This window comes from Streptomyces sp. NPDC048514, assembly GCF_043199955.1.
Classification (GTDB): Bacteria; Actinomycetota; Actinomycetes; order Streptomycetales; family Streptomycetaceae; genus Streptomyces.
This window is the reverse complement of the sequence record NZ_JBICWT010000011.1, coordinates 127,306-151,733: the sequence shown is the minus strand read 5'-3', so window position 1 is coordinate 151,733 and position 24,428 is coordinate 127,306. Positions and strand designations below refer to the sequence as shown.

The 24,428-nt window shown below is 71.6% G+C and carries 19 protein-coding genes and 2 tRNA genes; 14 read left to right on the top strand and 7 right to left on the bottom strand.

Annotation, left to right across the window (positions count from 1 at the left end; all coding sequences use genetic code 11):
* Positions 1-60 precede the first annotated feature (60 nt).
* From gnd to ACGFT2_RS24755, 7 genes are all read left to right on the top strand, one after another.
* A complete protein-coding gene (gene gnd, locus ACGFT2_RS24785) occupies positions 61-936 on the top strand; it encodes a phosphogluconate dehydrogenase (NAD(+)-dependent, decarboxylating) (RefSeq protein ID WP_393281861.1) in 876 nt (291 codons plus the stop codon).
* Positions 937-1,000: 64 nt separating this feature from the next.
* Entirely contained in the window at positions 1,001-2,122 is a 1,122-nt protein-coding gene (gene recF / locus ACGFT2_RS24780; RefSeq protein ID WP_393281859.1) for a DNA replication/repair protein RecF, read from the top strand.
* A complete protein-coding gene (locus ACGFT2_RS24775) occupies positions 2,119-2,718 on the top strand; it encodes a DUF721 domain-containing protein (RefSeq protein ID WP_393281858.1) in 600 nt (199 codons plus the stop codon). The genes recF and ACGFT2_RS24775 overlap by 4 nt, the downstream gene beginning before the upstream one ends.
* 373 nt (positions 2,719-3,091) lie before the next feature.
* Positions 3,092-5,173, top strand: a complete 2,082-nt coding sequence (gyrB, locus tag ACGFT2_RS24770) for a DNA topoisomerase (ATP-hydrolyzing) subunit B (protein ID WP_393281857.1) — start codon at positions 3,092-3,094, stop codon at positions 5,171-5,173.
* A gap of 42 nt (positions 5,174-5,215) precedes the next feature.
* On the top strand, positions 5,216-7,810 hold the full coding sequence (gyrA, locus tag ACGFT2_RS24765; RefSeq protein WP_393281855.1) for a DNA gyrase subunit A: 2,595 nt from the start codon (positions 5,216-5,218) through the stop codon (positions 7,808-7,810).
* Positions 7,811-7,828: 18 nt separating this feature from the next.
* The gene (locus tag ACGFT2_RS24760; protein WP_393281853.1) at positions 7,829-8,554 is read left to right on the top strand and encodes a DUF3566 domain-containing protein; all 726 of its coding nucleotides are present in this window, start codon (positions 7,829-7,831) and stop codon (positions 8,552-8,554) included.
* A 111-nt stretch (positions 8,555-8,665) separates the two neighbouring features.
* Positions 8,666-8,739, top strand: a tRNA-Ile gene (locus tag ACGFT2_RS24755).
* Between the two features lie 424 nt (positions 8,740-9,163).
* Here the strand turns inward: ACGFT2_RS24755 and ACGFT2_RS24750 are convergent.
* Complete coding sequence (locus ACGFT2_RS24750) at positions 9,164-13,498, bottom strand: hypothetical protein (protein WP_393281851.1); 4,335 nt, start codon at positions 13,496-13,498, stop codon at positions 9,164-9,166.
* A 435-nt stretch (positions 13,499-13,933) separates the two neighbouring features.
* On the bottom strand, positions 13,934-14,158 hold the full coding sequence (locus tag ACGFT2_RS24745) for a hypothetical protein (protein WP_393281849.1): 225 nt from the start codon (positions 14,156-14,158) through the stop codon (positions 13,934-13,936).
* A gap of 246 nt (positions 14,159-14,404) precedes the next feature.
* Here ACGFT2_RS24745 and ACGFT2_RS24740 point away from each other — a divergent pair, with 246 nt between their 5' ends.
* Positions 14,405-14,833, top strand: coding sequence for a hypothetical protein (locus tag ACGFT2_RS24740; RefSeq protein ID WP_393281847.1), 429 nt, complete (start codon positions 14,405-14,407; stop codon positions 14,831-14,833).
* A gap of 135 nt (positions 14,834-14,968) precedes the next feature.
* Positions 14,969-15,199: a ferredoxin gene (locus ACGFT2_RS24735; protein WP_393281846.1), complete on the top strand. Its 231-nt coding sequence runs from the start codon at positions 14,969-14,971 to the stop codon at positions 15,197-15,199.
* A 4-nt stretch (positions 15,200-15,203) separates the two neighbouring features.
* Here the strand turns inward: ACGFT2_RS24735 and ACGFT2_RS24730 are convergent, their stop codons facing one another.
* Positions 15,204-15,962 carry a glycosyltransferase family 2 protein gene (locus ACGFT2_RS24730; protein WP_393282202.1) on the bottom strand — a complete coding sequence of 253 codons (759 nt, stop codon included), beginning with the start codon at positions 15,960-15,962 and terminating at the stop codon, positions 15,204-15,206.
* Between the two features lie 208 nt (positions 15,963-16,170).
* Positions 16,171-16,521: a DUF6344 domain-containing protein gene (locus ACGFT2_RS24725; RefSeq protein ID WP_393281844.1), complete on the bottom strand. Its 351-nt coding sequence runs from the start codon at positions 16,519-16,521 to the stop codon at positions 16,171-16,173.
* Between the two features lie 348 nt (positions 16,522-16,869).
* Between ACGFT2_RS24725 and ACGFT2_RS24720 the strand changes: the two genes are divergently transcribed.
* Positions 16,870-16,998, top strand: a complete 129-nt coding sequence (locus ACGFT2_RS24720) for a DLW-39 family protein (RefSeq protein ID WP_003999697.1) — start codon at positions 16,870-16,872, stop codon at positions 16,996-16,998.
* Positions 16,999-17,612: 614 nt separating this feature from the next.
* A complete protein-coding gene (locus tag ACGFT2_RS24715; RefSeq protein ID WP_393281842.1) occupies positions 17,613-18,902 on the top strand; it encodes a hypothetical protein in 1,290 nt (429 codons plus the stop codon).
* On the opposite strand, the gene ACGFT2_RS24710 is transcribed toward ACGFT2_RS24715, so the two are convergent.
* Entirely contained in the window at positions 18,866-20,557 is a 1,692-nt protein-coding gene (locus ACGFT2_RS24710; RefSeq protein ID WP_393281841.1) for a protein kinase, read from the bottom strand. The genes ACGFT2_RS24715 and ACGFT2_RS24710 overlap by 37 nt on opposite strands.
* 112 nt (positions 20,558-20,669) lie before the next feature.
* A complete protein-coding gene (locus ACGFT2_RS24705) occupies positions 20,670-21,218 on the bottom strand; it encodes a helix-turn-helix domain-containing protein (RefSeq protein WP_393281839.1) in 549 nt (182 codons plus the stop codon).
* A gap of 180 nt (positions 21,219-21,398) precedes the next feature.
* Here ACGFT2_RS24705 and ACGFT2_RS24700 point away from each other — a divergent pair.
* Positions 21,399-21,471 (top strand) — tRNA-Ala (locus ACGFT2_RS24700).
* Between the two features lie 210 nt (positions 21,472-21,681).
* Here ACGFT2_RS24700 and ACGFT2_RS24695 read toward each other — a convergent pair.
* On the bottom strand, positions 21,682-22,383 hold the full coding sequence (locus tag ACGFT2_RS24695) for a DUF5324 family protein (protein ID WP_393281837.1): 702 nt from the start codon (positions 22,381-22,383) through the stop codon (positions 21,682-21,684).
* 272 nt (positions 22,384-22,655) lie between these two features.
* Between ACGFT2_RS24695 and ACGFT2_RS24690 the strand changes: the two genes are divergently transcribed.
* Together ACGFT2_RS24690 and ACGFT2_RS24685 are read left to right on the top strand one after the other, a co-directional pair.
* Positions 22,656-23,186 (top strand): peptidylprolyl isomerase, encoded by a 531-nt coding sequence (locus tag ACGFT2_RS24690; protein ID WP_393281835.1) that lies wholly within the window; start codon positions 22,656-22,658, stop codon positions 23,184-23,186.
* Between the two features lie 125 nt (positions 23,187-23,311).
* Entirely contained in the window at positions 23,312-24,202 is an 891-nt protein-coding gene (locus ACGFT2_RS24685) for a rhomboid family intramembrane serine protease (protein ID WP_393281833.1), read from the top strand.
* The last annotated feature ends 226 nt before the right edge of the window (positions 24,203-24,428 follow it).

The following is a 24,428-nucleotide window of genomic DNA, read 5'->3' as shown; positions in this document are numbered from 1 at the left end:
AGGCTCGGCTCGGCACGAAGGTGCCTTTCACGCCACACAGCGACCTAAGGAACACAACTGATGGAGCTCGGTCTCGTCGGCCTCGGCAAGATGGGCGGCAACATGCGCGAGCGGATCCGCCGCGCGGGCCACACCGTCGTCGGATACGACCGCAACGCTGACCTCGCGGATGTCCACAGCCTGGAAGAGCTTGTGGGCAAGCTCAGCGGCCCGCGCGTGGTCTGGGTGATGGTCCCGGCCGGTGAGCCCACCCAGGCGACCGTCGACGCGCTCGGCGAGCTGCTGGAGCCCGGCGACGTGGTCGTGGACGGCGGCAACTCCCGCTGGACCGACGACGAGAAGCACGCCGGTGAGCTGGCCGCCAAGGGCATAGGCTTCGTCGACTGCGGCGTCTCCGGCGGCGTCTGGGGCCTGGAGAACGGGTACGCGCTGATGTACGGCGGCGACGCCGAGAACGTCGCCAAGGTGCAGCCGGTCTTCGACGCGCTCAAGCCGGAGGGCGACTTCGGCGCGGTGCACGCCGGCAAGGTCGGCGCGGGCCACTTCGCCAAGATGGTCCACAACGGCATCGAGTACGCGATGATGCAGGCTTACGCCGAGGGCTGGGAGCTGCTGGAGAAGGTCGACTCCGTGGAGAACGTCCGCGAGGTCTTCCGCTCCTGGCAGGAGGGCACCGTCATCCGCTCCTGGCTGCTGGACCTCGCGGTGAACGCCCTCGACGAGGACGAGCACCTGGGCGGCCTGCGCGGTTACGCACAGGACTCCGGTGAGGGACGCTGGACCGTGGAGGCCGCCATCGACAACGCGGTGCCGCTGCCGGCCATCACCGCGTCGCTGTTCGCGCGGTTCGCCTCCCGCCAGGAGGACTCGCCGCAGATGAAGATGATCGCCGCGCTGCGCAACCAGTTCGGCGGTCACGCCGTAGAGAAGAAGTAATCCACAGGGTCGCCCCCGCGATCCACAGCCCGTCACCACTCTGGGGGAGGTCGGCGAAACGACCATGCACGTCACGCATCTTTCGCTGGCCGACTTCCGCTCGTACGCCCGGGCCGAGGTCCCGCTCGACCCGGGCGTCACCGCCTTCGTCGGCCCCAACGGCCAGGGCAAGACCAACCTGGTCGAGGCCGTGGGCTATCTGGCGACCCTGGGCAGCCACCGCGTCGCCTCCGACGCCCCGCTGGTCCGGATGGGCGCCGAGCGGGCGGTGGTGCGGGCGCAGGTCCGGCAGGGCGAGCGGCAGCAGCTGATCGAGCTGGAGCTGAACCCGGGCAGGGCCAACCGCGCCCGGATCAACCGGTCCTCGCAGGTCAGGCCGAGAGACGTGCTGGGCATCGTACGGACCGTGCTGTTCGCGCCCGAGGACCTCGCGCTGGTCAAGGGCGATCCCGGGGAGCGGCGGCGGTTCCTGGACGAGCTGGTCACCGCGCGCTCGCCGCGGATGGCCGGCGTGCGGTCCGACTACGAGCGGGTGCTCAAGCAGCGCAACACGCTCCTGAAGTCCGCGGCGCTCGCGCGCCGGCACGGCGGCCGGTCCATGGACCTGTCCACCCTCGACGTGTGGGACCAGCATCTGGCGCGCGCGGGTGCCGAGCTGCTCGCCCGGCGGCTGGACCTGATCGCCGCGCTGCAGCCGCTGGCCGACAAGGCGTACGAGCAGCTGGCCCCCGGCGGCGGGCCCGTCGCGCTGGAGTACAAGCCGTCCGCACCGGGTGAGGCCCACACGCGCGAGGCTCTCTACGCGCAGCTGACGGCGGCGCTGGCGGAGGCTCGCAAGCAGGAGATCGAGCGGGGCGTCACCCTCATGGGGCCGCACCGGGACGACGTGCTGCTCAAACTCGGTCAGCTGCCCGCCAAGGGATACGCCTCGCACGGCGAGTCCTGGTCCTACGCTCTCGCGCTGCGCCTGGCCTCGTACGACCTGCTGCGCGCCGAGGGCAACGAGCCGGTGCTGATCCTCGACGACGTCTTCGCCGAGCTGGACGCCCGCCGCCGCGAGCGGCTGGCCGAGCTGGTCGCGCCCGGCGAGCAGGTGCTGGTCACCGCCGCCGTGGAGGACGACGTACCGCACGTGCTGGCCGGGGCCCGGTACGCCGTGGCCGACGGGACGGTGGAGCGCGTATGAGCACCGGGCAGCCCGGCGGGGGCGACCAGGAGCATCCCGGTGGTAAGCGGTCCCCCGGCCTGGAACCCTCCGGAGGTCAGCGGTCCCCCGCTCCGGAACCCTCCGGTGTCGACCTCGCGCGCGTGGCGTTGCGTGCCGCGAAGGAGCAGGCACGCGCGCGTGGCGACGCGGCCCGGCAGAAGAAGCAGGCGCGGCGCGGCGGCGGTCTGCGCTCCGGCGCCCGCGCCGACGGACGCGACCCCATGGCGCTGGGCTCGGCGATCAACCGGCTGATCAACGAGCGCGGCTGGGAGACCCCGGCGGCGGTGGGCGGGGTGATGGGCCGCTGGCCGGAGATCGTCGGCGAGGACCTGGCCAAGCACTGTGTGCCGCAGCGGTACGACGAGGACGAGCGCGTGCTGACGGTGCAGTGCGACTCCACCGCCTGGGCGACCCAGCTGCGCGTGCTCGCCCCCGCGCTGGTGGCCCGGCTCAACGAGGACCTCGGCCACGGCAGTGTGCGGATGATCAAGGTGCTCAATCCGGGCGGCCCGGCCCGCCGCTACGGCCCGCTGCGGGCCCCGGGAAGCACCGGACCCGGCGATACGTACGGGTGATGTACCTCACGTCACGAGGTTCCTCCGGGGCGCTGTCGTCCCTGCCCACAGGGGTGTGGAAGCCCGCCGGACCGCCATGGGATCGCCATCCGACCCCCCAGTAGCCAAGGGTTGACGGCTCGAAGCGCTGAGTGCCGCCGTGAGCCCCTTGAAGCCCCCATCCGTATATCGGGACCCGGCCGAGACCGGTTGAGGGCGGCACATGGGGACTCAGGTGCCCGCAAACCCCCATCGATGTCGGCGCTACCGGTAGACTGGAAGCCAATCCCGCCCCAACGTGGGGACCGCCCGGGAAAAGCTGAGCAACGCTGATCAAGGCTTACCAACGCAACATGCCGCAGCCGCTCCGGCAACCTGCCGACGAGCCCGGCTCGTGCTGTGCCAGAAAGGGCGCTTCGTGGCCGATTCCGGCAACCCCAACGAGAACATCCCGTCCACCGACGCCGGCGTCAACGGCCAGGCCGCAGCCTCTGCCGCAGCCTCCGCCTCCTACGACGCCAGCGCCATCACCGTGCTCGAAGGGCTGGACGCGGTCCGCAAGCGGCCCGGCATGTACATCGGCTCCACCGGTGAGCGCGGTCTGCACCACCTGGTGTACGAGGTCGTCGACAACTCGGTCGACGAGGCGCTGGCCGGTCACGCGGACACCATCGACGTGACGATCCTCCCCGACGGCGGAGTGCGTGTCGTCGACAACGGCCGTGGCATTCCGGTGGGCATCGTGGCCTCCGAGGGCAAGCCGGCCCTGGAGGTCGTGCTCACCGTGCTGCACGCGGGCGGCAAGTTCGGCGGCGGCGGCTACGCCGTCTCCGGCGGTCTGCACGGCGTCGGCGTCTCCGTCGTGAACGCCCTGTCCGCCAAGGTCTCCGTCGAGGTCAGGACCGACGGGCACCGCTGGACGCAGGACTACAAGATGGGCGTCCCCACGGCGCCGCTGGCCAAGCACGAGGCGATCGAGGAGACCGGCACGTCGGTCACCTTCTGGGCCGACCCGGAGATCTTCGAGACCACCGAGTACTCCTTCGAGACGCTGTCGCGGCGTTTCCAGGAGATGGCGTTCCTCAACAAGGGCCTCACGATCAAGCTCACGGACGAGCGCGAGTCGGCGAAGGCCACCGCCGGGGCGGACGAGGCGGGTGCGGACGAGAAGGACGAGGTCAAGACCGTCACGTACCACTACGAGGGCGGCATCGTCGACTTCGTGAAGTACCTCAACTCCCGCAAGGGTGAGGCGGTCCACCCCACCGTCATCGACCTGGAGGCGGAGGACAGGGACAAGAGCCTGTCCCTCGAGGTCGCGATGCAGTGGAACAGCGGCTACAGCGAAGGCGTGTACTCCTTCGCGAACATCATCCACACCCACGAGGGCGGTACCCACGAAGAGGGCTTCCGCGCCGCGCTGACGTCGCTGATCAACAAGTACGCGCGCGACAAGAAGCTGCTGCGCGAGAAGGACGACAACCTCACCGGCGACGACATCCGCGAGGGCCTGACCGCGATCATCTCGGTCAAGCTGAGCGAGCCGCAGTTCGAGGGCCAGACGAAGACCAAGCTGGGCAACACGGAGGCCAAGACCTTCGTGCAGCGGGCGGTCTACGAACACCTGAACGACTGGCTGGACCGCAACCCGGTCGAGGCCGCGGACATCATCCGCAAGGGCATCCAGGCGGCCACCGCGCGCGTGGCGGCCCGCAAGGCCCGCGACCTGACCCGCCGCAAGGGCCTGCTGGAATCGGCGTCCCTGCCGGGCAAGCTGTCCGACTGCCAGTCGAACGACCCCACCAAGTGCGAGATCTTCATCGTCGAGGGTGACTCCGCCGGCGGTTCGGCCAAGTCCGGCCGCAACCCGCAGTACCAGGCGATCCTCCCGATCCGCGGCAAGATCCTCAACGTCGAGAAGGCCAGGATCGACAAGATCCTGCAGAACCAGGAGATCCAGGCGCTGATCTCCGCCTTCGGCACCGGTGTGCACGAGGACTTCGACATCGAGAAGCTCCGCTATCACAAGATCATCCTGATGGCGGACGCCGACGTCGACGGCCAGCACATCAGCACCCTGCTGCTGACCTTCCTGTTCCGCTTCATGCGGCCGCTGGTCGAGGCCGGGCACGTGTACCTCTCCCGGCCGCCGCTGTACAAGATCAAGTGGGGCCGGGACGACAGCGAGTACGCGTACTCGGACCGCGAGCGCGACGCGCTGATCGAGCTGGGGCGGCAGCGGGGCAAGCGCATCCGCGAGGACTCGATCCAGCGCTTCAAGGGCCTCGGCGAGATGAACGCCGAGGAGCTGCGTGTGACCACCATGGACCAGGAGCACCGGGTCCTCGGCCAGGTCACCCTCGACGACGCCGCCCAGGCCGACGACCTGTTCTCGGTCCTGATGGGCGAGGACGTCGAAGCCCGCCGCGCGTTCATCCAGCGCAACGCCAAGGACGTCCGCTTCCTCGACATCTGAGTCGGTCTCAGCTGACCGCACCAGGAAGGATCTTCACCAGCAATGGCCGACGAGAACACTCCCGTCACCCCGGAAGAGGGCGGCGAAGTCACGATGCGCGTCGAGCCCGTCGGGCTCGAGACGGAGATGCAGCGCTCGTACCTGGACTACGCGATGTCCGTCATCGTGTCCCGTGCGCTGCCCGACGTCCGTGACGGTCTCAAGCCCGTCCACCGCCGCGTGCTGTACGCCATGTACGACGGCGGTTACCGCCCCGAGCGCGGCTTCTACAAGTGCGCCCGTGTCGTCGGCGACGTCATGGGCAACTACCACCCGCACGGCGACTCCTCGATCTACGACGCCCTGGTGCGCCTCGCCCAGCCCTGGTCGATGCGGATGCCGCTGGTGGACTCCAACGGCAACTTCGGCTCCCCGGGCAACGACCCGGCGGCGGCCATGCGGTACACCGAGTGCAAGCTCGCGCCGCTGTCGATGGAGATGGTCCGCGACATCGACGAGGAGACCGTCGACTTCACGGACAACTACGACGGCCGCTCCCAGGAGCCGACCGTCCTGCCGGCCCGCTTCCCGAACCTGCTGATCAACGGCTCGGCCGGGATCGCGGTCGGCATGGCGACCAACATCCCGCCGCACAACCTGCGCGAGGTCGCGGCCGGCGCCCAGTGGTACCTGGAGAACCCCGAGGCCTCCCACGAGGAGCTGCTGGACGCGCTCATGGAGCGCATCAAGGGCCCCGACTTCCCGACCGGCGCCCTCGTCGTCGGCCGCAAGGGCATCGAGGAGGCGTACCGCACCGGCCGCGGCTCCATCACGATGCGCGCGGTGGTCGAGGTCGAGGAGATCCAGGGCCGTCAGTGCCTGGTGGTCACCGAGCTGCCGTACCAGGTGAACCCGGACAACCTGGCCCAGAAGATCGCCGACCTGGTGAAGGACGGCAAGATCGGCGGCATCGCGGACGTCCGCGACGAGACGTCCTCGCGTACGGGCCAGCGCCTGGTGATCGTCCTCAAGCGGGACGCGGTCGCCAAGGTCGTCCTGAACAACCTGTACAAGCACACCGACCTGCAGACGAACTTCGGTGCCAACATGCTGGCGCTCGTCGACGGCGTGCCGCGCACGCTCTCCCTGGACGCGTTCATCCGCCACTGGGTGACGCACCAGATCGAGGTCATCGTGCGCCGGACGAAGTTCCGGCTGCGCAAGGCCGAGGAGCGCGCCCACATCCTGCGCGGTCTGCTGAAGGCCCTGGACGCCATCGACGAGGTCATCGCGCTGATCCGGCGCAGTGACACCGTCGAGATCGCGCGCGGCGGGCTGATGGGCCTCCTGGAGATCGACGAGATCCAGGCCAACGCCATCCTCGAGATGCAGCTGCGACGGCTGGCCGCCCTGGAACGCCAGAAGATCGTCCAGGAGCACGACGAGCTGCAGGCGAAGATCAACGAGTACAACCAGATCCTGGCCTCCCCGGTCCGTCAGCGCGGGATCGTCAGCGAGGAGCTGGCCGCGATCGTCGAGAAGTACGGCGACGACCGCAAGACCAAGCTGATCCCGTACGAGGGCGACATGTCCATCGAGGACCTGATCGCCGAGGAGGACATCGTCGTCACCGTCTCGCGCGGCGGTTACGTCAAGCGGACGAAGACGGACGACTACCGGGCGCAGAAGCGCGGCGGCAAGGGCGTGCGGGGGACGAAGCTGAAGGAGGACGACATCGTCGACCACTTCTTCGTCTCCACCACCCACCACTGGCTGCTGTTCTTCACCAACAAGGGCCGGGTCTACCGGGCCAAGGCGTACGAGCTGCCCGAGGCCGGCCGCGAGGCGCGCGGACAGCACGTGGCGAACCTGCTGGCCTTCCAGCCGGACGAGGCGATCGCCGAGATCCTCGCGATCCGCGACTACGAGGCGGCCCCGTACCTGGTGCTCGCCACCAAGTCGGGCCTGGTCAAGAAGACGCCTCTGAAGGATTACGATTCGCCCCGCTCCGGCGGCGTCATCGCGATCAATCTGCGTGAGCAGGAGGGCGGCAGCGACGACGAGCTGATCGGCGCCGAACTCGTCTCGGCCGACGACGACCTGCTGCTGGTCAGCAGGAAGGCGCAGTCGATCCGGTTCACCGCCTCGGACGACACCCTGCGCCCGATGGGCCGCGCCACCTCCGGCGTCAAGGGGATGAGTTTCCGCGAGGGCGACGAGCTTCTCTCGATGAATGTCGTTCGACCCGGTACGTTCGTGTTCACTGCGACGGACGGTGGGTACGCGAAGCGGACCGCCGTCGACGAGTACCGCGTCCAGGGTCGCGGCGGCCTCGGCATCAAGGCCGCCAAGATCGTGGAGGACCGTGGCTCGCTCGTCGGCGCGCTGATTGTCGAGGAGAACGACGAGATCCTCGCCATCACCCTGTCCGGCGGTGTGATTCGTACGCGAGTCAACGAGATCAGGGAGACCGGCCGTGACACCATGGGCGTCCAACTGATCAACCTGGGCAAGCGCGATGCCGTGGTCGGTATCGCACGTAACGCCGAGGCCGGGCGCGAGGCGGAGGAAGTCGACGGCGATGTGGCCGTGGACGAGACCGCCGAGGGTGCCGCGACCACCGGCACGGACGAGGGTGAGGCACCCTCGGCCGAGTAGCACGAGGAGTGAGTCATCGTGAGCGGAGCCACGGGCGCCGGATCGGCCGGTACCTCCACGGGTACGGAGACGGACGGCGGCGCCCGTGGCTCCGCCGCGCGTGCGGAGAGCGTGAACGACCCGCACACGACCAATCTGAAACCGGTCAAGGCTTCCGTGGCGGACTCCGCCGGCACGCGTGAACCCCAGGGGGGAACTGTGACGGACACCCGAGGCACGGCCGCGGCAGGTGAGGCGCAGTCGGCGTCGCCGCTCCCCGGGGAGCGGCGCCCGCAGCAGTCCGCCGGCCCGTACCACCCGCCGCAGGCCTACCCGGCGCAGGCACCCGCCGGTGCGGTGCGCCGGCCGCGTACCGGAGCCCGGACGGCGCCGCGGACCCGCAAGGCCCGGCTGCGGGTGGCCAAGGCCGATCCGTGGTCGGTGATGAAGGTCAGCTTCCTGCTCTCCATCGCGCTCGGCATCTGCACGATCGTCGCCTCGGCGGTGCTGTGGATGGTCATGGACGCGATGGGCGTCTTCTCGACGGTGGGCGGCACGATCTCGGAGGCGACCGGCTCGAACGAGGCCAACGGCTTCGACCTGCAGGCGTTCCTCTCGCTCCCCCACGTCCTGATGTTCACGACGATCATCGCGGTCATCGACGTGGTCCTGGCCACGGCGCTCGCGACGCTCGGCGCGTTCGTCTACAACCTCTCCGCGGGCTTCGTGGGCGGCATCGAGCTGACCCTGGCGGAGGACGAGTGACGGCCTGCGCGGCCCTGACCCGAGGGGCCCCGACAACCGATTTTGGGACTGACGTGGTCGTGCGCTAATCTTCAGGAGTCAGCGCGCGGGACATACACCGCAGAGCGCGGCGGGGCTATAGCTCAGTTGGTTAGAGCGCATCCCTGATAAGGATGAGGCCACAGGTTCAAATCCTGTTAGCCCCACAGACACGAAGACCCCCGGTCCATCAGGACCGGGGGTCTTTTGACACCCGCTCTTGACACCAACAGCGGCGATGAGCCGATGGCGGGTCCTCCAGGAGCTCGGCGAGCATCCCGACGGCCTCCCGCCCACCGCCGCCGCCCACATGCGTGTACACGTCCATGGTCACGCTGATCCGACTGTGCCGGAGGATCGGAGAGGTCAGGTGCGCGAAGCCCTGACGGTGGCCGAGATCGGGGCAGCGGCCGACATGCGCAGCAGGGCCGGGGCTGTCGGGTGAGGTCGCTCGGTGGGGTCTCTCAGGGCATGAGAAAAGGCCCGACCGCTGGCGACGGGGGATGCACCAGCGATCGGGCTATGGCCAAGGGTAACAAGGTTGAGCCGCCTGTGGGGGTAAGTCGCCGGGTAATCAGTCAGGTTGGCCGATCATCGCCCGCACGGGGGGTCGTAGGAGAGGCGGGGAAGGTACTCGTGCCACTTCTCGGGGGTCAGTACGCCCCGGGTGACCGAGCAGATGTGCCGGATCGCCGCGTCGGCGTCCAGCCGCCACAGGCGGACCGTGTCGGCACCGCTGGAGACGCCGAGGACGTGGCTGTTGGGGCTGAACGTCAGGAAGTTGCCCGTCTTGGCGTTGGGGCTCATCGACTGGCCGATCGCGGTCGCGCCTGCCGGGTCGACGACGTTCCAGAGGCGGACGGTGTTGTCGTTCCCCCCGCTGGCCAGGGTGCGGCCACCCGCGCTGAACGTCACCGAGGTCACCGCCTCGCTGTGGCCGGTGAGCGGCGAGCCCAGCGCGCTCGCCCCGGCGGGGTCGGTGACGTTCCACAGTCGGACCGTGTCGTCGTCGCTGCCGCTGGCCAGGGTGTGCCCGTCCGGGCTGTAGGTGAGCGCGTTGACCGGACCGGAGTGCTCGGCGAGCGGTCTGCCGATCGTGGTCGCGCCGGCCGGGTCGGTCACGTCCCACAGCCGGATCGTGCTGTCCGCGCTGCCGCTGGCCAGGGTGCGGCCGTCCGGGCTGAAGACCAGGGTGTTGATGTAGCCCCGGTGGCCGGTGAGCGGCCGGCCGAGCGGGGTGGGGTGCGCGGGCTTGGAGACGTTCCAGAGCTGGATGGTGCGGTCGTCGTAGGCCGTGGCCAGGGTGCGGCCGTCCGGGCTGTAGGCCAGCGCGTCGGGGCCCATGAAGCGGGTCCGCAGGGGGAGCGGGGGGCCGGCGGAGACCGGACGGGCGGGGTCGGAGACGTTCCACAGGTACACGGCCTTGGCCCCCGTCAGGACCGCGAGGGTACGGCCGTCGGGGGAGAACAGCAGCGAACGCTGGTCGCTGTCCGCGCGCATGAACGGCTTCCCCAGCGGCACGGGCCGGTCGGGGCGTGCCACGTTCCACAGCCGCAGCCTGCCGTCCCGCGCCGCCGTGGCCAGCACCCGGCCGTCCGGCCGGAATGCTCCATTCCGGCCGATCATGTCCGAGGTCGGGATCGCCCACAGGCGCACCTTGCCGTCGCCGCTGCCGGTGGCCAGGGTCCTCCCGTCGGGGCTGAACCCCAGGGCGTACATCTCCCCGCTGCTGCCCGCGAGCGGCTCGCCGACCTGCGACGGGGACGCCGGATCGCTCACGTTCCACAGGCTCGCCGTGCTGTCCGCGCTCGCGGCGGCCAGCCGGCCGCCGTCGGGGCTGAACGCCACCGACCAGACGGGGCCGGTGTGGCCGGTCAGCGGTGAGCCGAGCGCAGCCGGGCGGCCGGGTTCGGACACGTCCCACAGCCGGATCGTGTCGTCCGCGCTGCCGCTGGCCAGCGTCCTGCCGTCCGGGCTGAAGGCCAGCGAGTGCACGATGTCGGTGTGCCCTTCGAGCACCGTACGGATCGGCTCGGGCCGGCGCGGGTCGGCCGTGCGCCACAACCGGACGGTGGCGTCGTCGCCGCCCGTCGCGAGGGTGCGCCCGTCCGGACTGAACGCCACGGAGCGCACTGCGGCCGTATGGCCGCGCAGCACGCCCAGCGCCTTCGGCCGGTGTGGGTCCGCCACATCCCACAGTCGCACGGTGTGGTCCTCACCGGCCGAGGCCAGGGTGCGGCCGTCGGGGCTGAAGGCGACCAGGTAGATCGTGCCCGCGTGGCCGGTCAGGGGCCGGCCGAGCGGGACCGGGTGGGTGGGGTCGGCCACGTCCCACAGGCGGATGGTGCCGTCGTCGCCCGCGCTGGCCAGGGTGCGCCCGTCCGGACCGAACACCGCGCTGCTCACCCAGCTGCCGTGCCCGGTCAGCGGCCTGCCCAGCGGTTTCGGGCGGCTCGGGTCGGCCACGTTCCACAGCCGGACCGTGCGGTCGTAGCTGGCCGTGGCCAGGGTCTTGCCGTCCGGGCTGAAGGAGGTGAGGTAGACGGCGCCGGTGTGGCCGGCCAGCGGGGTGGCCAGCGGAGCGTTCACGATCGAGATCAGGCGGCTGTACGTGCCCTCGTCGTCCGGGCGCAGATCGTGGGCGACCAGGTCGAGCTGCGCGGCCAGGGACGGGTCGGCGCGCTCGACCCGGTCGGCCTCGGCGAGGACCTGCGCGAACACGGCGTCGTCGCGCTGCTGCCAGGCGATCACCGCGGAACCGCCGGCGAGCAGGGCCAGCACCACCAGGGCCGCCACCGCGGCCCGGCTGATCCACACCGTGCGCTTGCGCAGCCGTACCGCGGCGGCCAGGAACTCCACCGCGCTGCGGGTCAGATAGGTGTCCCCGGCGGCCCTCGCCCAGCCACGGGCCTGCTCCAGCCGTGAACCGCGGTAGAGGAGAGAGCTGTCCCGGTTCGATTCCTCCCAGGCCCGGCCGTCCTCCTCCAGCCGCTGGCGCAGCAGGTGGTCGTTGCGGTTGTCGTCGATCCAGTGCCGCAGCCGCGGCCAGGCGTGCAGCAGTGCCTCGTGGGTGATCTCCACGGTGTCCGCGTCCAGCGTCACCAGACGGGCCCGGACCAGCGCCTCCAGGGACTCCTCGGTCTTGCCGGGGTCCGACGACTCGTCCGCCAGCTGCCGCCGGGTGCCCCGGCGGCGGGTGGCCTGGGTGTCCTCGCCCAGCCGGACCAGCCGCAGCAGGAGCAGCCGGGCGGCGGTACGGGCGGCGGGGTCGAGTCCGGACCAGGCGCGCTCGGCGGTCGCCGCCACCGCTCCCTGGATCCCGCCGGCCGCGCGGTATCCGGCCAGCGTCAGCCGCCCGGCCTTCCGGCGCTGCCAGGTGGCCAGCAGGGCGTGGGACAGCAGCGGCAGCACGCCCGCGTCGTGGGCGCCGCGCGGGCCGTCGGCACTCACCTCGCGGACGATCAGCTCGGCGAGGCCCGGCTCCAGCTCGAGGCCGACCGCCCTGGCCGGACCGGTCACGGCGTCGCGCAGCTCACCGCTGGTCAGCGGGCCGAGCACCATGTGCCGGTGCTGCAGCGCGTCGGCCAGTTCGCGGTAGCCGAGGCACTGCTCGTAGAAGTCGGCGCGGATGCCGAGTACGACCAGCGCGGGGGCGGTGGCCGGCGGTGCGGCGCCGGGACCGGCACCGGCCATGCCGCCGGGCGGGGTGCAGGCGGCGGCGAGCAGCTGTATGAAGGTCCGCCGGTCCGCCTCGTCGGCGCAGAGGGTGAACGCCTCCTCGAACTGGTCCACGATGATGACCGGCCGGGCGCCCGGGGGCATCTCCCGGCGCGCCCAGGCCGAGACGGCCTCGCGCGCCGCACGGGCCAGCCGCGGGGCGTCGGAGCCGGGCGCCGCGGGATTCTCCGTCGCCTCCTGCTCGGCCTTGCGCGCGTCGGCGGCGACCGGCGCCAGGTCCGGGACCCGGCGGACCAGTTCGCCCAAGGGGTCCGGACCGGGGACGAGTTGCAGGACCGGACCGCAGGGCGCGACGCCGTCCTCGGCGGCACCGGGGGCCGGGGCGGCGTGGTCGACGTGGGCGGCGGTGGTGCGGCCGTGACTGGTGTGGCCTGGGAGGTGGGCGGGGCTGGTGCGGCCGGGGCCGGTGTGGCCCGGGGCGTTGTGGCCCGGGCTTGCGTGGTCGGGGCTTGCGTGGCCGGGGCTTGCGTGGTCGGGGCTTGCGTGGCCGGGGGTGGGAGCCGCCGGGGCGTGCGGGTGGCCGGCCGTCGCGGTGACCCCCGGAGAGTCGAGGACGCCGTCGCGGAGCGCGGGCACCAGACCGGCGTTCAGCAGTGACGACTTTCCCGCCCCCGAGGCGCCCACCAGCATCACCAGACCGCCCGTCCGCTCCGCGGCGCGCAGTTGGGCGACCAGCGCGTTCGTGCTCCGCTCCCGGCCGAAGAACCAGCGCGCGTCCTCCTGCCGGTACGGCGCCAGCCCGCGGTAGGGACACACCCCACCCGAGACGGGCTGGGCCTGGGCCGGGGGACGCCGGTCCTCCTGCGCGGACGGCGCGGGCCGGTCGCCGACCGGGTCGGCCAGCGCGCGCTCCCACAGGCGCTGCCAATGGGCGACGTCGTACAGGCCGTTGGAGACCGGAGCGGGCCGCAGCCGCCGTGCCTCCGGGATCAGGATGTGCAGGACCGCCGCGAGTGCGGTGAACTGGGCCGGCACGTTCCGGGCGCGGCGCCAGTCGCTGATCCGCTGCGCGGACACCCGTACGGGACGTCCGCGCTCGTCGACCCGCTGCAGCCGTACGACCGATTCGGCGACACTCTTCAGGGGAGGGTTGCCGGCCTCCTTGTACAGCAGCGCGAGGCGCTCGGCGAAAGCTGTGCGTGCCCCTGAGTCGGAACTCAAGGCCCCACCCCTTACTTCCCCCCGCATCTGGACGTCCGGACCGGAAAACTCACCTTATACGGCTGACCTGCGGATAAGACCTGGACCGGAGACAGGAACCTCCTCTGCGGGGGCGACAGATGGCAGGATCCGGACCGGGTAGCGGAGTGATCACACATCGTCTGGACAGGCCACCGGCTCAGTGCTCGGAGAGACAGCCCATGGCAGCGAACGTTCTCGGTCAAGTTCTGCAGCAGACACACGAGCATGTCCCGCCGACGGCAGGGAGCGGCGAGGACACCCACGGCTGAACCCGCGAGCATCCGCGGGAACGGCTCCTGACTTCGGCCCGTGCCGAACCGCCGACATGGCACGGGTCGACATCCCCTGCGCCGTTCGGTACCGGTCCCCACGAGGGGAGGGACCGGTGCCGGACGGGCAGGGGCTCATGCACCGGGCAGAACCTCATGCACCGGCACAACCTCAGCACCGGGCCGCGCCGGTCCAGGACTCGCCCCACGCGTCCCACCGGCTCCCGGTGATGCCGCCCCACGGGTCCCACCGGTCGCGGGAGCGGGCTCGGTGGGCCGGGCGCAGCGCCGCCTCCTGTGTCGCGGTCGCCGTCGCCGCCTCCCGTGATGCGGTCGCCGCCGCTGCCTGTGACGCGGTTGCCGTCGCTTCACCGTCCTCTTCGTCCTGTCCGCTCATCCTCGGCTTCCTTCGTCCGGTTCGGCCCGGGCGCGGGCAGGGTGCCACGGTGCCCGCGAAGAGACCAGAAGCACGCGGGACGGGGTGCTCCGGGATCCGGCCGGCCGGTGTGCCGCCGTCCCGGCCACCTGGAAAACTGACGAGTCGTCAGCTACGGTCGCCGTGAGGGTCGTTCACGAAGGGGTGAGTGTCATGGAGAAGCGTCCCCGGTGCCCGCGACCGCCCGGTGCTCCACGCTGGGTCGCGATGTTCCGGCAGCCCGGCCGGGAATCCTGGACAGTGGCCGCCGAGTCGCCGTACCGGGCACCCGTGCTGTACGCCGTCGGCGACATGACCCAGACCGTACGGGCGCGCGGGACGGAGGCCACGGTCGTGGTGTGGGGCCCGAGGGACGGCGTCTGGCACCGCTACGACACCCCGGCCGCCAAGGCACCCACGCCCGCACCCGCAGCGCCTGCCGGACGGCCCGCTGACGGGCCCGGCGAACCGGCCAAGCTCGCAGAGCGCATGACGGACCGGCGGCACCAGGTGCTCATGGCCGGTCTGAGCAAGGCGGGCCTGTACGACCTCGCTCCCGATGACGGCGAGGCGGTGCGGACGCTGGCCGAACGCCTCGACGAGCCCACGGTCCGGCGGGTGGCCCACTGGCTGTCGACCGCGGGCGGGCGGCGCTGAGGCGGCGGACGGTGACGTGAGCGGCCGTTCGGCGGGCGGGTTCGGTGGCCTTCCCGCCGGGCAGTGACGTCCTGGAAGTCACCGAACCGACCCGGCCGGACGTCACCGGCGGGGTCGCCGACGGCTGGAGGACGTATGAAGGTCTCCGTCGACCGCAGCCTGTGCTACGGCTCCGCCGAGTGCGCGCACCGGGCACCGGCGGTGTTCGCCTTCGAGGACGGGTACGGCGTCGTACGGGCCGGCCGCGAGGAGTCCGCCGGCGACCCGCAGGTCCGGGAAGCGGCGGAATCGTGCCCCTCGCAGGCGATACGGCTCACGGAACAGGCGTGCACGCCGCCGGGACAGCGGACGCCGGGACGGCCGTGACCGCTCAGCGGCCCGCCGGGTACGTCCACCCGAACTCCGCCAGCGCGCGTGCCCTGGCCCCCGCGACCGTCGTGCGCGCCGTGCGTTCGGCGGGGTCCACGTGGGCCGCCCCATTCGTGACCTGGCCCTCCCACTTGCGGTACAGCATGCCGGTCTCCGCCGAGAACCAGCCGCGGCTCACCGCGTTCAGCGCCAGCAGCAGGCCCGTGTCCTCCGAGGCGGGCAGGGCCATCCAGCCACCCAGGGCGGTCAGCAGATCGCGCCGGACGCAGAGGGTCGCCGGGTGGACCTGCGGCCGGAAGTCGTTCCGTTCCCAGTGGTCGAGCACGGCACCCCGCTCGATCGGACCGGCGTCCGGATCGCCGGGGAAGCCGGCCGTGGAGCCGTCGGGCAGCAGATCGAGCACCCGGCACGTCGCCCATCCCAGGGTGCGGTCCGCCTCCAGTACGGCGAGATCACGGGCGAGCGCGCCCGGGGTGAGCCGGTCGTCGGCGTCGAGGACCTTCACATACGCGCCCCGCGCGTGCGCCAGCGCGATCGTCCGTGCGACACCGGGACCGCCGGGCCGGCCCTGGTGGAAGGACACCCGCTCGTCGTCCGGGACGCAGGGGCGCACCTCGTCCGTCGTGCCGTCCTCCTGGATCAGCCACTCCCATTCCCACCCGTCGGGCAGCCGCTGTGCGCGCAGGGACGCGTAGGCGTCCGGCAGGAACCGGGCGGACGGGCCGTGGACAGCGGTGACGACGGTGACGCGCCGGCTCACGGCAGCACTCACCACCTTTCCCTCGGGCGTGGGTCGTTGCCGTACGAGGATGACGTATGCCCGGACAGCGCGAGACCCCCGGCCGAGCCCGGCCGGGGGTCTTTCCGTGTCGACTGATGCGTACGCAAGTCGCCTGGTGTCGATACGTCCGCGATGCTGTGCCGTTCCTGCCGTCGGTGGCCGGCGGAGCGGCTGATCGAGCGGGGGATCAGCAGTCGAGCGCCGCCGGGTCCTGATCGGGTGTCCCGGTCTCCGCGTTCTCCGTCTGGTTGTCGGTGAGGGGCCGGTGCCGGCAGCTCGGGGACTTTCCGTGGGCCTCGGCCCCGATCCGCTGCTTCATCGTGGGGGGCAGGGCCCTGGCATGGGACCAGACCCAGCGGGGGGTCGCCGGGATCGCCGGGGCCGCCTGGTGCGTGGCGTCGGTGCGGGGGCTCTCGGGCTGGGCGGCGGCGGTCGCGGCCGTCGCGGTGGCCGCGGTGACGAGTCCGAGCGCCGTGCACAGCGCGAGGAAGGCGGTGACGATGGCGGTCCACAGCTTCATGACCTTGTTCTGGGTCATGGCCCCTCACTTTCGGGTTGGGCGATTTGCGTACTTTGCTCATGATGTGTATGCGGGACGCGAAGTGGTGGACCGACGCCCGTGGCGCGTGGATGTTCAGATGAACACCACCCGAATGGGCCCAAGAGGGCATGAATGCTCACAGAGCCCATGCAAAGGGAGTGAAGGCGGAGCAATGTAACGGTCTGTGGGGGTGTGATCACCCTCCGATCCGAACGGCTTCGGAACGGGCTAGTGCGCTGCCGGAGGCGGGAGTTGAGCGCCCACGCAGGTCACCGATCGATATCGGTCGGTGTGTATAGTCGGGCGCCAGAGGTCCCCTACGTCAAGGAAAGACGAGGTCGCGCGGTGAAGAAGCTGCTCCTGGTCGCACTGGCCGCCATCGGCGGGCTCCTCGTGTACCGCCAGATCCAGGCGGATCGCGCCGAGCAGGATCTGTGGACGGAGGCGACTGACTCCGTGCCCACGGGTTCGTGAGTCCCGACACCTGAATCGAACAGACCCCGGCCGCCTCGCGGTCGGGGTTTTGCGTTTTCCGGGCTCCAGGCCCGGCCTCATGGCCCAGGCGCCGGGCTCATGGCCCCAGGTTCCGGGCTCCGGGCTCATGGCCCCAGGTTCCAGGCCCTGGCTCATGGTCCCGGCCTCCGGGATCGGGGTGTGGCCGCGGCTGTGGGGCGCGGGCCACGGACCGCGCGCCCGCCTCGCGGCGACGGCTTGCGCGGTCCCGGGTTGCGGGGCCGGCGAGGGTGAGATAGGCGTTCCGGGAGGCCGTCCGCGGATGCGACGGACCCTGCCGGGCGTTGCCGGGCGTTTCGGACGGCCGAAGGCGTTGCCCGGATGGCGCAGGGGTGCCGGGGGCAGGATGGGCCACGGCCCGGCAGGCCGCGGGGAGCGGCCGGGGCCCGCGATTGCGGAGCGACAGGGGGTGGCACGTGCGGCGGCGAGGGCGTACGGCGTGGTGGCGGGGTGACCGGATCGCGCGCCCGCGCGCGACGACCATGCCACCGGGCCCGCGCGCGACGACCACGCCACCGGGCCCGCGCGTGGTCACCGTGCGGCTCGGCCCGCGCGCCCGCGCCGGGGGGCTGGGGATGCGTGCCGGTGCCGTGCTGCTGGGGCTGTGTGCCCTGGTCGTCCTGCCGTGCGGTCCCGCGGTCGCCGCCGGCGTGCGACCGGGGGCTTACGACTTCGCGTCCGGCGCCCGCTCCGTGGAGGGCGCGGCGGACACGGCCGGGGCCGAGCGGCTGGACCCCGGCCGTACCTACCGAAGCTCCCTGCCGAAGAACGGCAGGCTCTACTACCGTCTGCACCTCGCGGCGGCGGACACGGCGTACGTCCCCGTCACCGCCGTACCCCCCGCGAACGCCCCCGTCACCGCCACCGACGGCATCCGCGTGTCCATCGAGGACGCGGACGGCACCCCCTGCCAGTACGCCGCCGCCCGCTTCGGCGCCGGGCTCAGCCCGCGTCCGGTCACGGCGCTGGGCATGCGCGAGGCAGGTAAGACGCTGTGCCGGGGCACGGGGACGTACTACCTGCTCGTCGAGCGCCTCGACGCGGAGGGATCCGGTGCGGCGGCCTCGGCGCAGCGCTGGGATCTGGAGATCGCGCCCGCCACGGAACCCGGGCCCGCCCGGCCAGCGCCCACCACGGCGCCGGAGGCCTGGAACTCCGCCAGTCCCGAACCGCTCACCGGCGCGCCCCGTGACCGGTCCGGTGGCGGCGGTTTCGGCTCGGCCGCGCCGGTCGGCCAGGGGGTCTGGCGGACGGCCCTCGTGCCCGGCGAGACCCGGTTCTACAAGGTGCCGCTCGACTGGGGCCGCCAACTGCACGCCTCCGCCGAGCTGGACGGTTCCGACGGTCACGGCTATGCAGGCGGGGCCCTGCACCTCGCCCTCCACAACCCCGTCCGCGGCCTGGTCGACGACGCCGCTCTCGGCTACACCGGCGCCCGGAGGTCCGTGGCCCTCGCCCCGCTCCCACCGGTCGAGTACGCCAACCGCCACGCCGTCCCCGCCGGAGTCTCCTCCGTGCGCTTCGCCGGCGAGTACTACCTGGTCCTGCACCTCAGCGAGCAGCTGACCGGGATCTTCGGGCGCGGGCCGTTCGGCGTGACGCTGCGGATACGGGTGGACGGGCAGGCGCACGCCGGACCCGGCTACGCCGGCCGGCCCGAGCCGGCGGACGTCTTCACCGTCACGGCACAGGACCGCGAGGAGGCGCTGAGCGGCGGTGCGGCAGGCGCGGACGGCACGGTGATGAGGCTGGTCGCGGCCGGGGGCATCGGTCTGGGCACCGCCCTGCTGCTGGTGCTCGGCGGATGGACGGTGGCGGCCCGGCGGCCTCAGGCGCGGGTCAGCGCCCAGAAACCCACCGCGTAGCAGACCAGCGCCAGCAGCAGGACCGGTATCGCGACCTGGGCCGGGGGCCCGGGACGGCGGCGATTCGGACGGTGTGCCCGACGGCCCCGCACCGGGGGCTTCGCCGGGATCGATGCCGCGGGAGGGGGAACCTGCGGGTTCCGGGCGGTGTACGCAGCGGTCGCGGCCTCGCCACGGTGCCCCGGCACCGCGGGCGGAGGCGGGACGGCGGTCCCCGGTGCGTACGGCTGCGGGAAGGGGGACAGGGCCTGCGTCGTCGGATCGTGGGAGGGGAACGCCGGAAACGGGGCGGTGCGCCCCGGGTACCCCGGTGTCCGCTCCGGGAACGCCGGTGTCCGCTCCGGGAGTGAGGGTGTCCGCTCCGGGAGCGAAGGTGTGTGCTCCGGTGCCCTGGGCGCGTACTCCGCTGCCTGAGGTGTGTGCTCCGGGCTGTACTCGCGCTGCTCCCCGGCGGGCGGCGGCATCTGCCAGGGGTGGGGACCGGGCTCCGAGTCGTCCTGGGGCGGCGGGAGTCGAAAGCTTCCGGTGTCCGACACGGAGCCGGTGTGCGGGTGGTCCTGAGCGCTCGCGCCGAAGCCCGCGTCCGGGCGGAAGGCGCTGCCCTCGCGTTCGGCGGCACCCGCGCGTTCGGCGGCGTCCGGGCGGGAGCCGGTGGCGCTCTGGTCGGTCGGGGTGCCGCTGCGGAAGGCGGCGGCGCCTCGGTCGGCGGGGGTGCCGCTGTGGGCGGCGGTGGCGCTCGGGTCGGAGACGTCCTTCCGCACACCCGAGGCCCTCCGGAGCGGCCCGTCGGCGCCGAACCCTGATGGCAGCGGGCCGACTTGGTCGAATATCTCGATCAACTCGTCGTCGGGCCCCGGCTCCGGCAGGAGTTCCGCGGCCGAGGCGAGCGCCTTGCGCGCCCCCGAGGCGGTGCGGAAGCGGGCCGCCGGGTCGGGCTGGAGCAGCGCGGCGACCACCTGCCACAGCGGTTCGGGAACGCCCGTGGGAGCCCCCGGAGTTCCGTGCTCGGTGAAATACTGCACCAGCGCCTTCGCGTCGGGCTTCGCGCCCTCCAGGAGGTACAGGGCGACCAGGCCGACGGCGAACAGGTCGGCGGGAAAGTCGGGTTCGGCGCCGAGCATCTGCTCCGGAGCCAGGTAACCGGGCGTGCCCACCACGAGGTTGGTCTCGGTGAGCCGTGGTTCGCCGAGCCGCATGGCGATGCCGAAGTCGGACAGCCGCAGCCGCGGCCGGCCCGTACCAGTGGCCTCCAGGAGCAGGTTGGCGGGCTTGATGTCCCGGTGCACGACGCCCTCCGCGTGGACGGCGGCGAGACCGGACAGAAGCTGGTCGAGCAGCGTGCACACGAAGGCCGGGGGGAGCGGCCCGTAGTCGCCCACGAGGTGGACGAGGGAGCCGCCGGCGACGAGATCCATGGTGAACAGGACCTTGTCGTCGTCGGCGGCCCAGCTGGCCGGAGCGAGGACATGGGGGTGGTCGATGCGCAGCGCCTGCTCCCGCACGAAGCGCAGCAGCGAGTGGGCGTCCCGCTGCTGGAGCACCTTGGCGGCCACATAGCGACGTCGGCGATGGTCCCAGGCACGCCATACGGCGCCCACGCCCCCGCGTCCGATCGGGTCGGCCAGCTCGTACCGGCCGGCGAAGACCTCACCCATGACAGTCCCCCGCTCCTCCCCCTGGCCCCTGTTCCCCCTCTACCCCCGCTCCCCCTCGTCCTCCCCTCCGGCTCCGCCTCCCGCCACTCGCCCGCGGATGCCGGGGCCGAGGTCAGTTCTGGTGGGACTGGTAGTGCGCGACGGCGTCGGAGGTGCGGCCGGCGCCGTAGACCCGGAGGAACTCGGCCAGCTCGGGGTGGGTCGGGGCAAGGGCGTCCGCGGCGTCGATGATGTCACCCGCGGCGGCCACCGAGCGCAGCAGCGACTGGATCTCGCGGACCACCCGCTTGACCGTGGGTGCCCCGGAACCGCTGGTGGTCTGGGTGGTGTTGTTGAGCACGGAGCCCCCCTGCGACTTCTTGATCTCGTCCATGCGGTCGGTCGCCTCGGCGGCGCTGACGCTGCCGTCCGCCACCTGCGCCGCCAGCTCCTGCAGCAGCTGTACCCGCTGGACCACCGCGGGATTGCCGATCTTGGCCCGCTGGCCGCTCATCAGCTGCGAGAGCATCGGCGCCGACAGGCCTAGGACCCCCGCGAGACGGGCCTGGTTGAGCCCCAGGTCGTCGATGAGCTTACGGAAGAGCGCCCCCAACGGCTCCCCGTACCAGTTCCGCTGCAGCTCCCGCGCTCTGGCGGTGGCTTCCTGCTGTGCGGCGTCCATTGCGTCTCCCCATCGCTTCCCCTGAAAAACCGCGGTTCGCTGTAGCGAACCCCGCCGAGCATCTTACGGAGAGTGGTCATCCGCGGGGACCCCCAATCTTTTTGCGGGATACGGGGGGAGACCCGGTACTCTGGTCTGCGGCGCCCGCCGGAACGTGATTCCGGCCGGTCGCTGCTTCCCGGGGCCTTAGCTCAGTTGGTAGAGCGCCGTCTTTGCATGGCGGATGTCAGGGGTTCGACTCCCCTAGGCTCCACCCCGGAAAATGCCCTCCGACCTGCGAAAATCAGGTTCCGGAGGGCATTTCTCGTCGGATGCCGGGGGGCTCCGTGCCGGCGGCCGCGGGGCACCCGTTTCACGTGAAACGGGCCGTGGGACCGGCGAGTTGTCACTCACCGGTCCCACGGCCCGTTCGAGCAGATCGCGAGCCCCGACCGTCTCACCGGGGTCGCGAGCCGCGGCCGTCTCAGGCCTGGTCGTCGCGGTCCGCGGCCTCGTCCTCCGCCAGCTTCGCCTGCACCTCCGGATCCAGGACCGAGGTGCCGCTGCCGTCCACGGAGCCGATACGGCCGGCCTCGGGCACCTCCGTGGCCGCGGGCGGCTCGACCAGCCAGTCGGGGTTGGCCTGCTTGTCCCACCACTTCCAGGCCGCGAAGGCGCCGCCGGCCAGCACGCCCACCAGCGCCAGTCCCTTAACGGCCCGGCCGGCCCTGGAGCGCCGCTGGTTCCTTCTGGCCAGCTTCTTGATCTCCTTCGCCGAGACCTGACCGCGCAGGGCGGCCAGAGCCGCGGCGCCGCGAGCGGCGGCCTCGTCCGCCACCGGCGCGGCGGCGGCCACGGCGTGCTCGATCTTCGGACGCGAGTAGATGGCTGCCTGCCTGGCGGCCTTGCGGGTACGAAGGGCGGCTTCCTGCGCTGCCAGGTCGACCTTGGGCGGCACATGCGCACGAGCTTGCTCCAGGCGTGGGGCGAGCCGGGCGTCGTACTGGTCGCGGGCCTGTTCGGCGGCCTGCGACACCACGGGCGCCAGCCGTACGCGTGCCTCCTGCGCGTAGTACGCGGCACGCTCCTTGGCCGTGTCGGCGTAAGGCGCCACCACTTCCGCGGCGTGCAGCACGCTGTCCTTCGCCGAGCCGGTCGCGGCGCGCACGCTGTCGATGCGGGTCACGGGTTTCCTCCTCCTCGGTGGCGTACGGTAATTCGACTTTCCACCCTTTTACGGATCATGCCTGTCAGTGGTCTGCCCGGCATGCGAGGGCGGGCATATGGGTGCTGATCGCTCTGTTCGGCTCGATTACGGGCAACAGGAGCTTCTCGTCGACCCTGTCACGAAACCGCGCCGGGCGCTGCTTTCCCGGCACAACTGCTGGCCGCCGGGCGACGTAGGGCCCCGGCCGTGCGAGGATCGGGGAGTCACAGGAAGACAACGGAAGGCAGATCGTGGCTGAGCAGCTTTACGCCACTTTGAAGACCAACCACGGCGACATCGAGGTCCGGCTGTTCCCGAACCACGCGCCCGTCACGGTCAAGAACTTTGTCGAGCTGGCCCAGGGCGAGCGCGAGTGGACGCACCCGGGAACGGGCGAGAAGAGCACGAACCGGCTGTACGACGGGACGATCTTCCACCGTGTCATCAGCGGTTTCATGATCCAGGGCGGTGACCCGCTGGGCAGCGGCATCGGTGGTCCCGGCTACGAGTTCGAGGACGAGTTCCACCCGGACCTGTCCTTCAACAAGCCGTACCTGCTGGCCATGGCCAACGCCGGCCCGGGCACCAACGGCTCGCAGTTCTTCATCACCGTCGCCCCGACGGCGTGGCTGACCCGCAAGCACACCATCTTCGGCGAGGTCACCGACCCGGCCGGCCAGAAGGTCGTGGACGCCATCGCGGGCGTGCCCACCGGCCGTAACGACCGTCCGGCCAAGGACGTCGTCATCGAGTCGGTCGTCATCGAGAAGCGCGAGGGCTGAGCCCCTCGCTCCCCGGCATCCGCCGCAGGGAACCAAACGCCCCGCTCGTCCGTAAGGATGAGCGGGGCGGGGTGTTTGCCCCGGGCAGCCCCAGGACGAGCAAGCAAGGGAATCCGAGGAATCTGATGGACCAGGCCGCAGGCAGCGCTCAGGACGCGCGGAGCGTGCCCGTGTGCTACCGGCACCCGGACCGCGAGACCGGCGTGCGGTGCACCCGCTGTGAGCGCCCCATCTGCCCCGAGTGCATGGTCAGTGCCTCGGTCGGCTTCCAGTGCCCCGAATGCGTCCGCGGCGGCTCCGGCACAGGGCCTGCGCCGGCCGCGTCCCGGCCGCGCACGGTGGCCGGCGGCACGGTCACGGCCGACCCCCGGCTGCTCACCAAGGTCCTGATCGGGATCAACCTCGCCCTGTTCCTGGTGACGCTGGCCCTGGGCGACTCCTTCACCAACCGCTTCGAGCTGATCGGCCAGGCCTACGTCCCCGGTCTCAACGCGGTGCAGGGCGTCGCCGACGGCCAGTACTACCGCCTGCTGACCGCGATGTTCCTGCACGGCGGCATCCCCCACATCCTGTTCAACATGCTCAGCCTGTGGTGGATCGGCGGGCCCCTGGAGGCGGCGCTCGGCCGCGCCCGTTATTTCGCCCTCTATTTCGTGTCGGGCCTGGCCGGCAGCGCGCTCAGCTATCTGATCGCCGCGCCCAACCAGCCCTCGCTCGGCGCCTCCGGAGCCATCTTCGGTCTCTTCGGCGCCACGGCCGTGCTGATGCGGCGGCTCAACTACGACATGCGGCCGCTCCTCGCCCTGCTGGTGATCAACCTCGTGATCACCTTCGCGCCGGGGATGAACATCGCCTGGGAAGCCCACATCGGCGGCCTCGTCGCCGGCGTCGTGACGGGCTACGCCATGGTGCACGCGCCGCGCCGGAGACGGGCGCTGATCCAGTACGGCACCTGTGTGCTCGTGCTGCTGGTCGCGGTGGTCCTCGTGCTGGTCAGGACCGCTCAGCTCACCTGATACCGAACCGTTGTCCACAGCGTGTGGCGGATCCTGTGCATACGGTGCGGGCACAGCTGTGCCCCCCGTCGCTCGAATGTGTTTCCGCAGGTCGGACGGGGGGCGAATGCGTGTGCGGGGACTGATAGGGCAGTCACACCGGCGTCAACCCTCGATGAGTTATCCACAGATCGTAGTCTTTTCCCCAGGGGGATGTGGATACGTCTGCCGACCTGTGGATAACTCA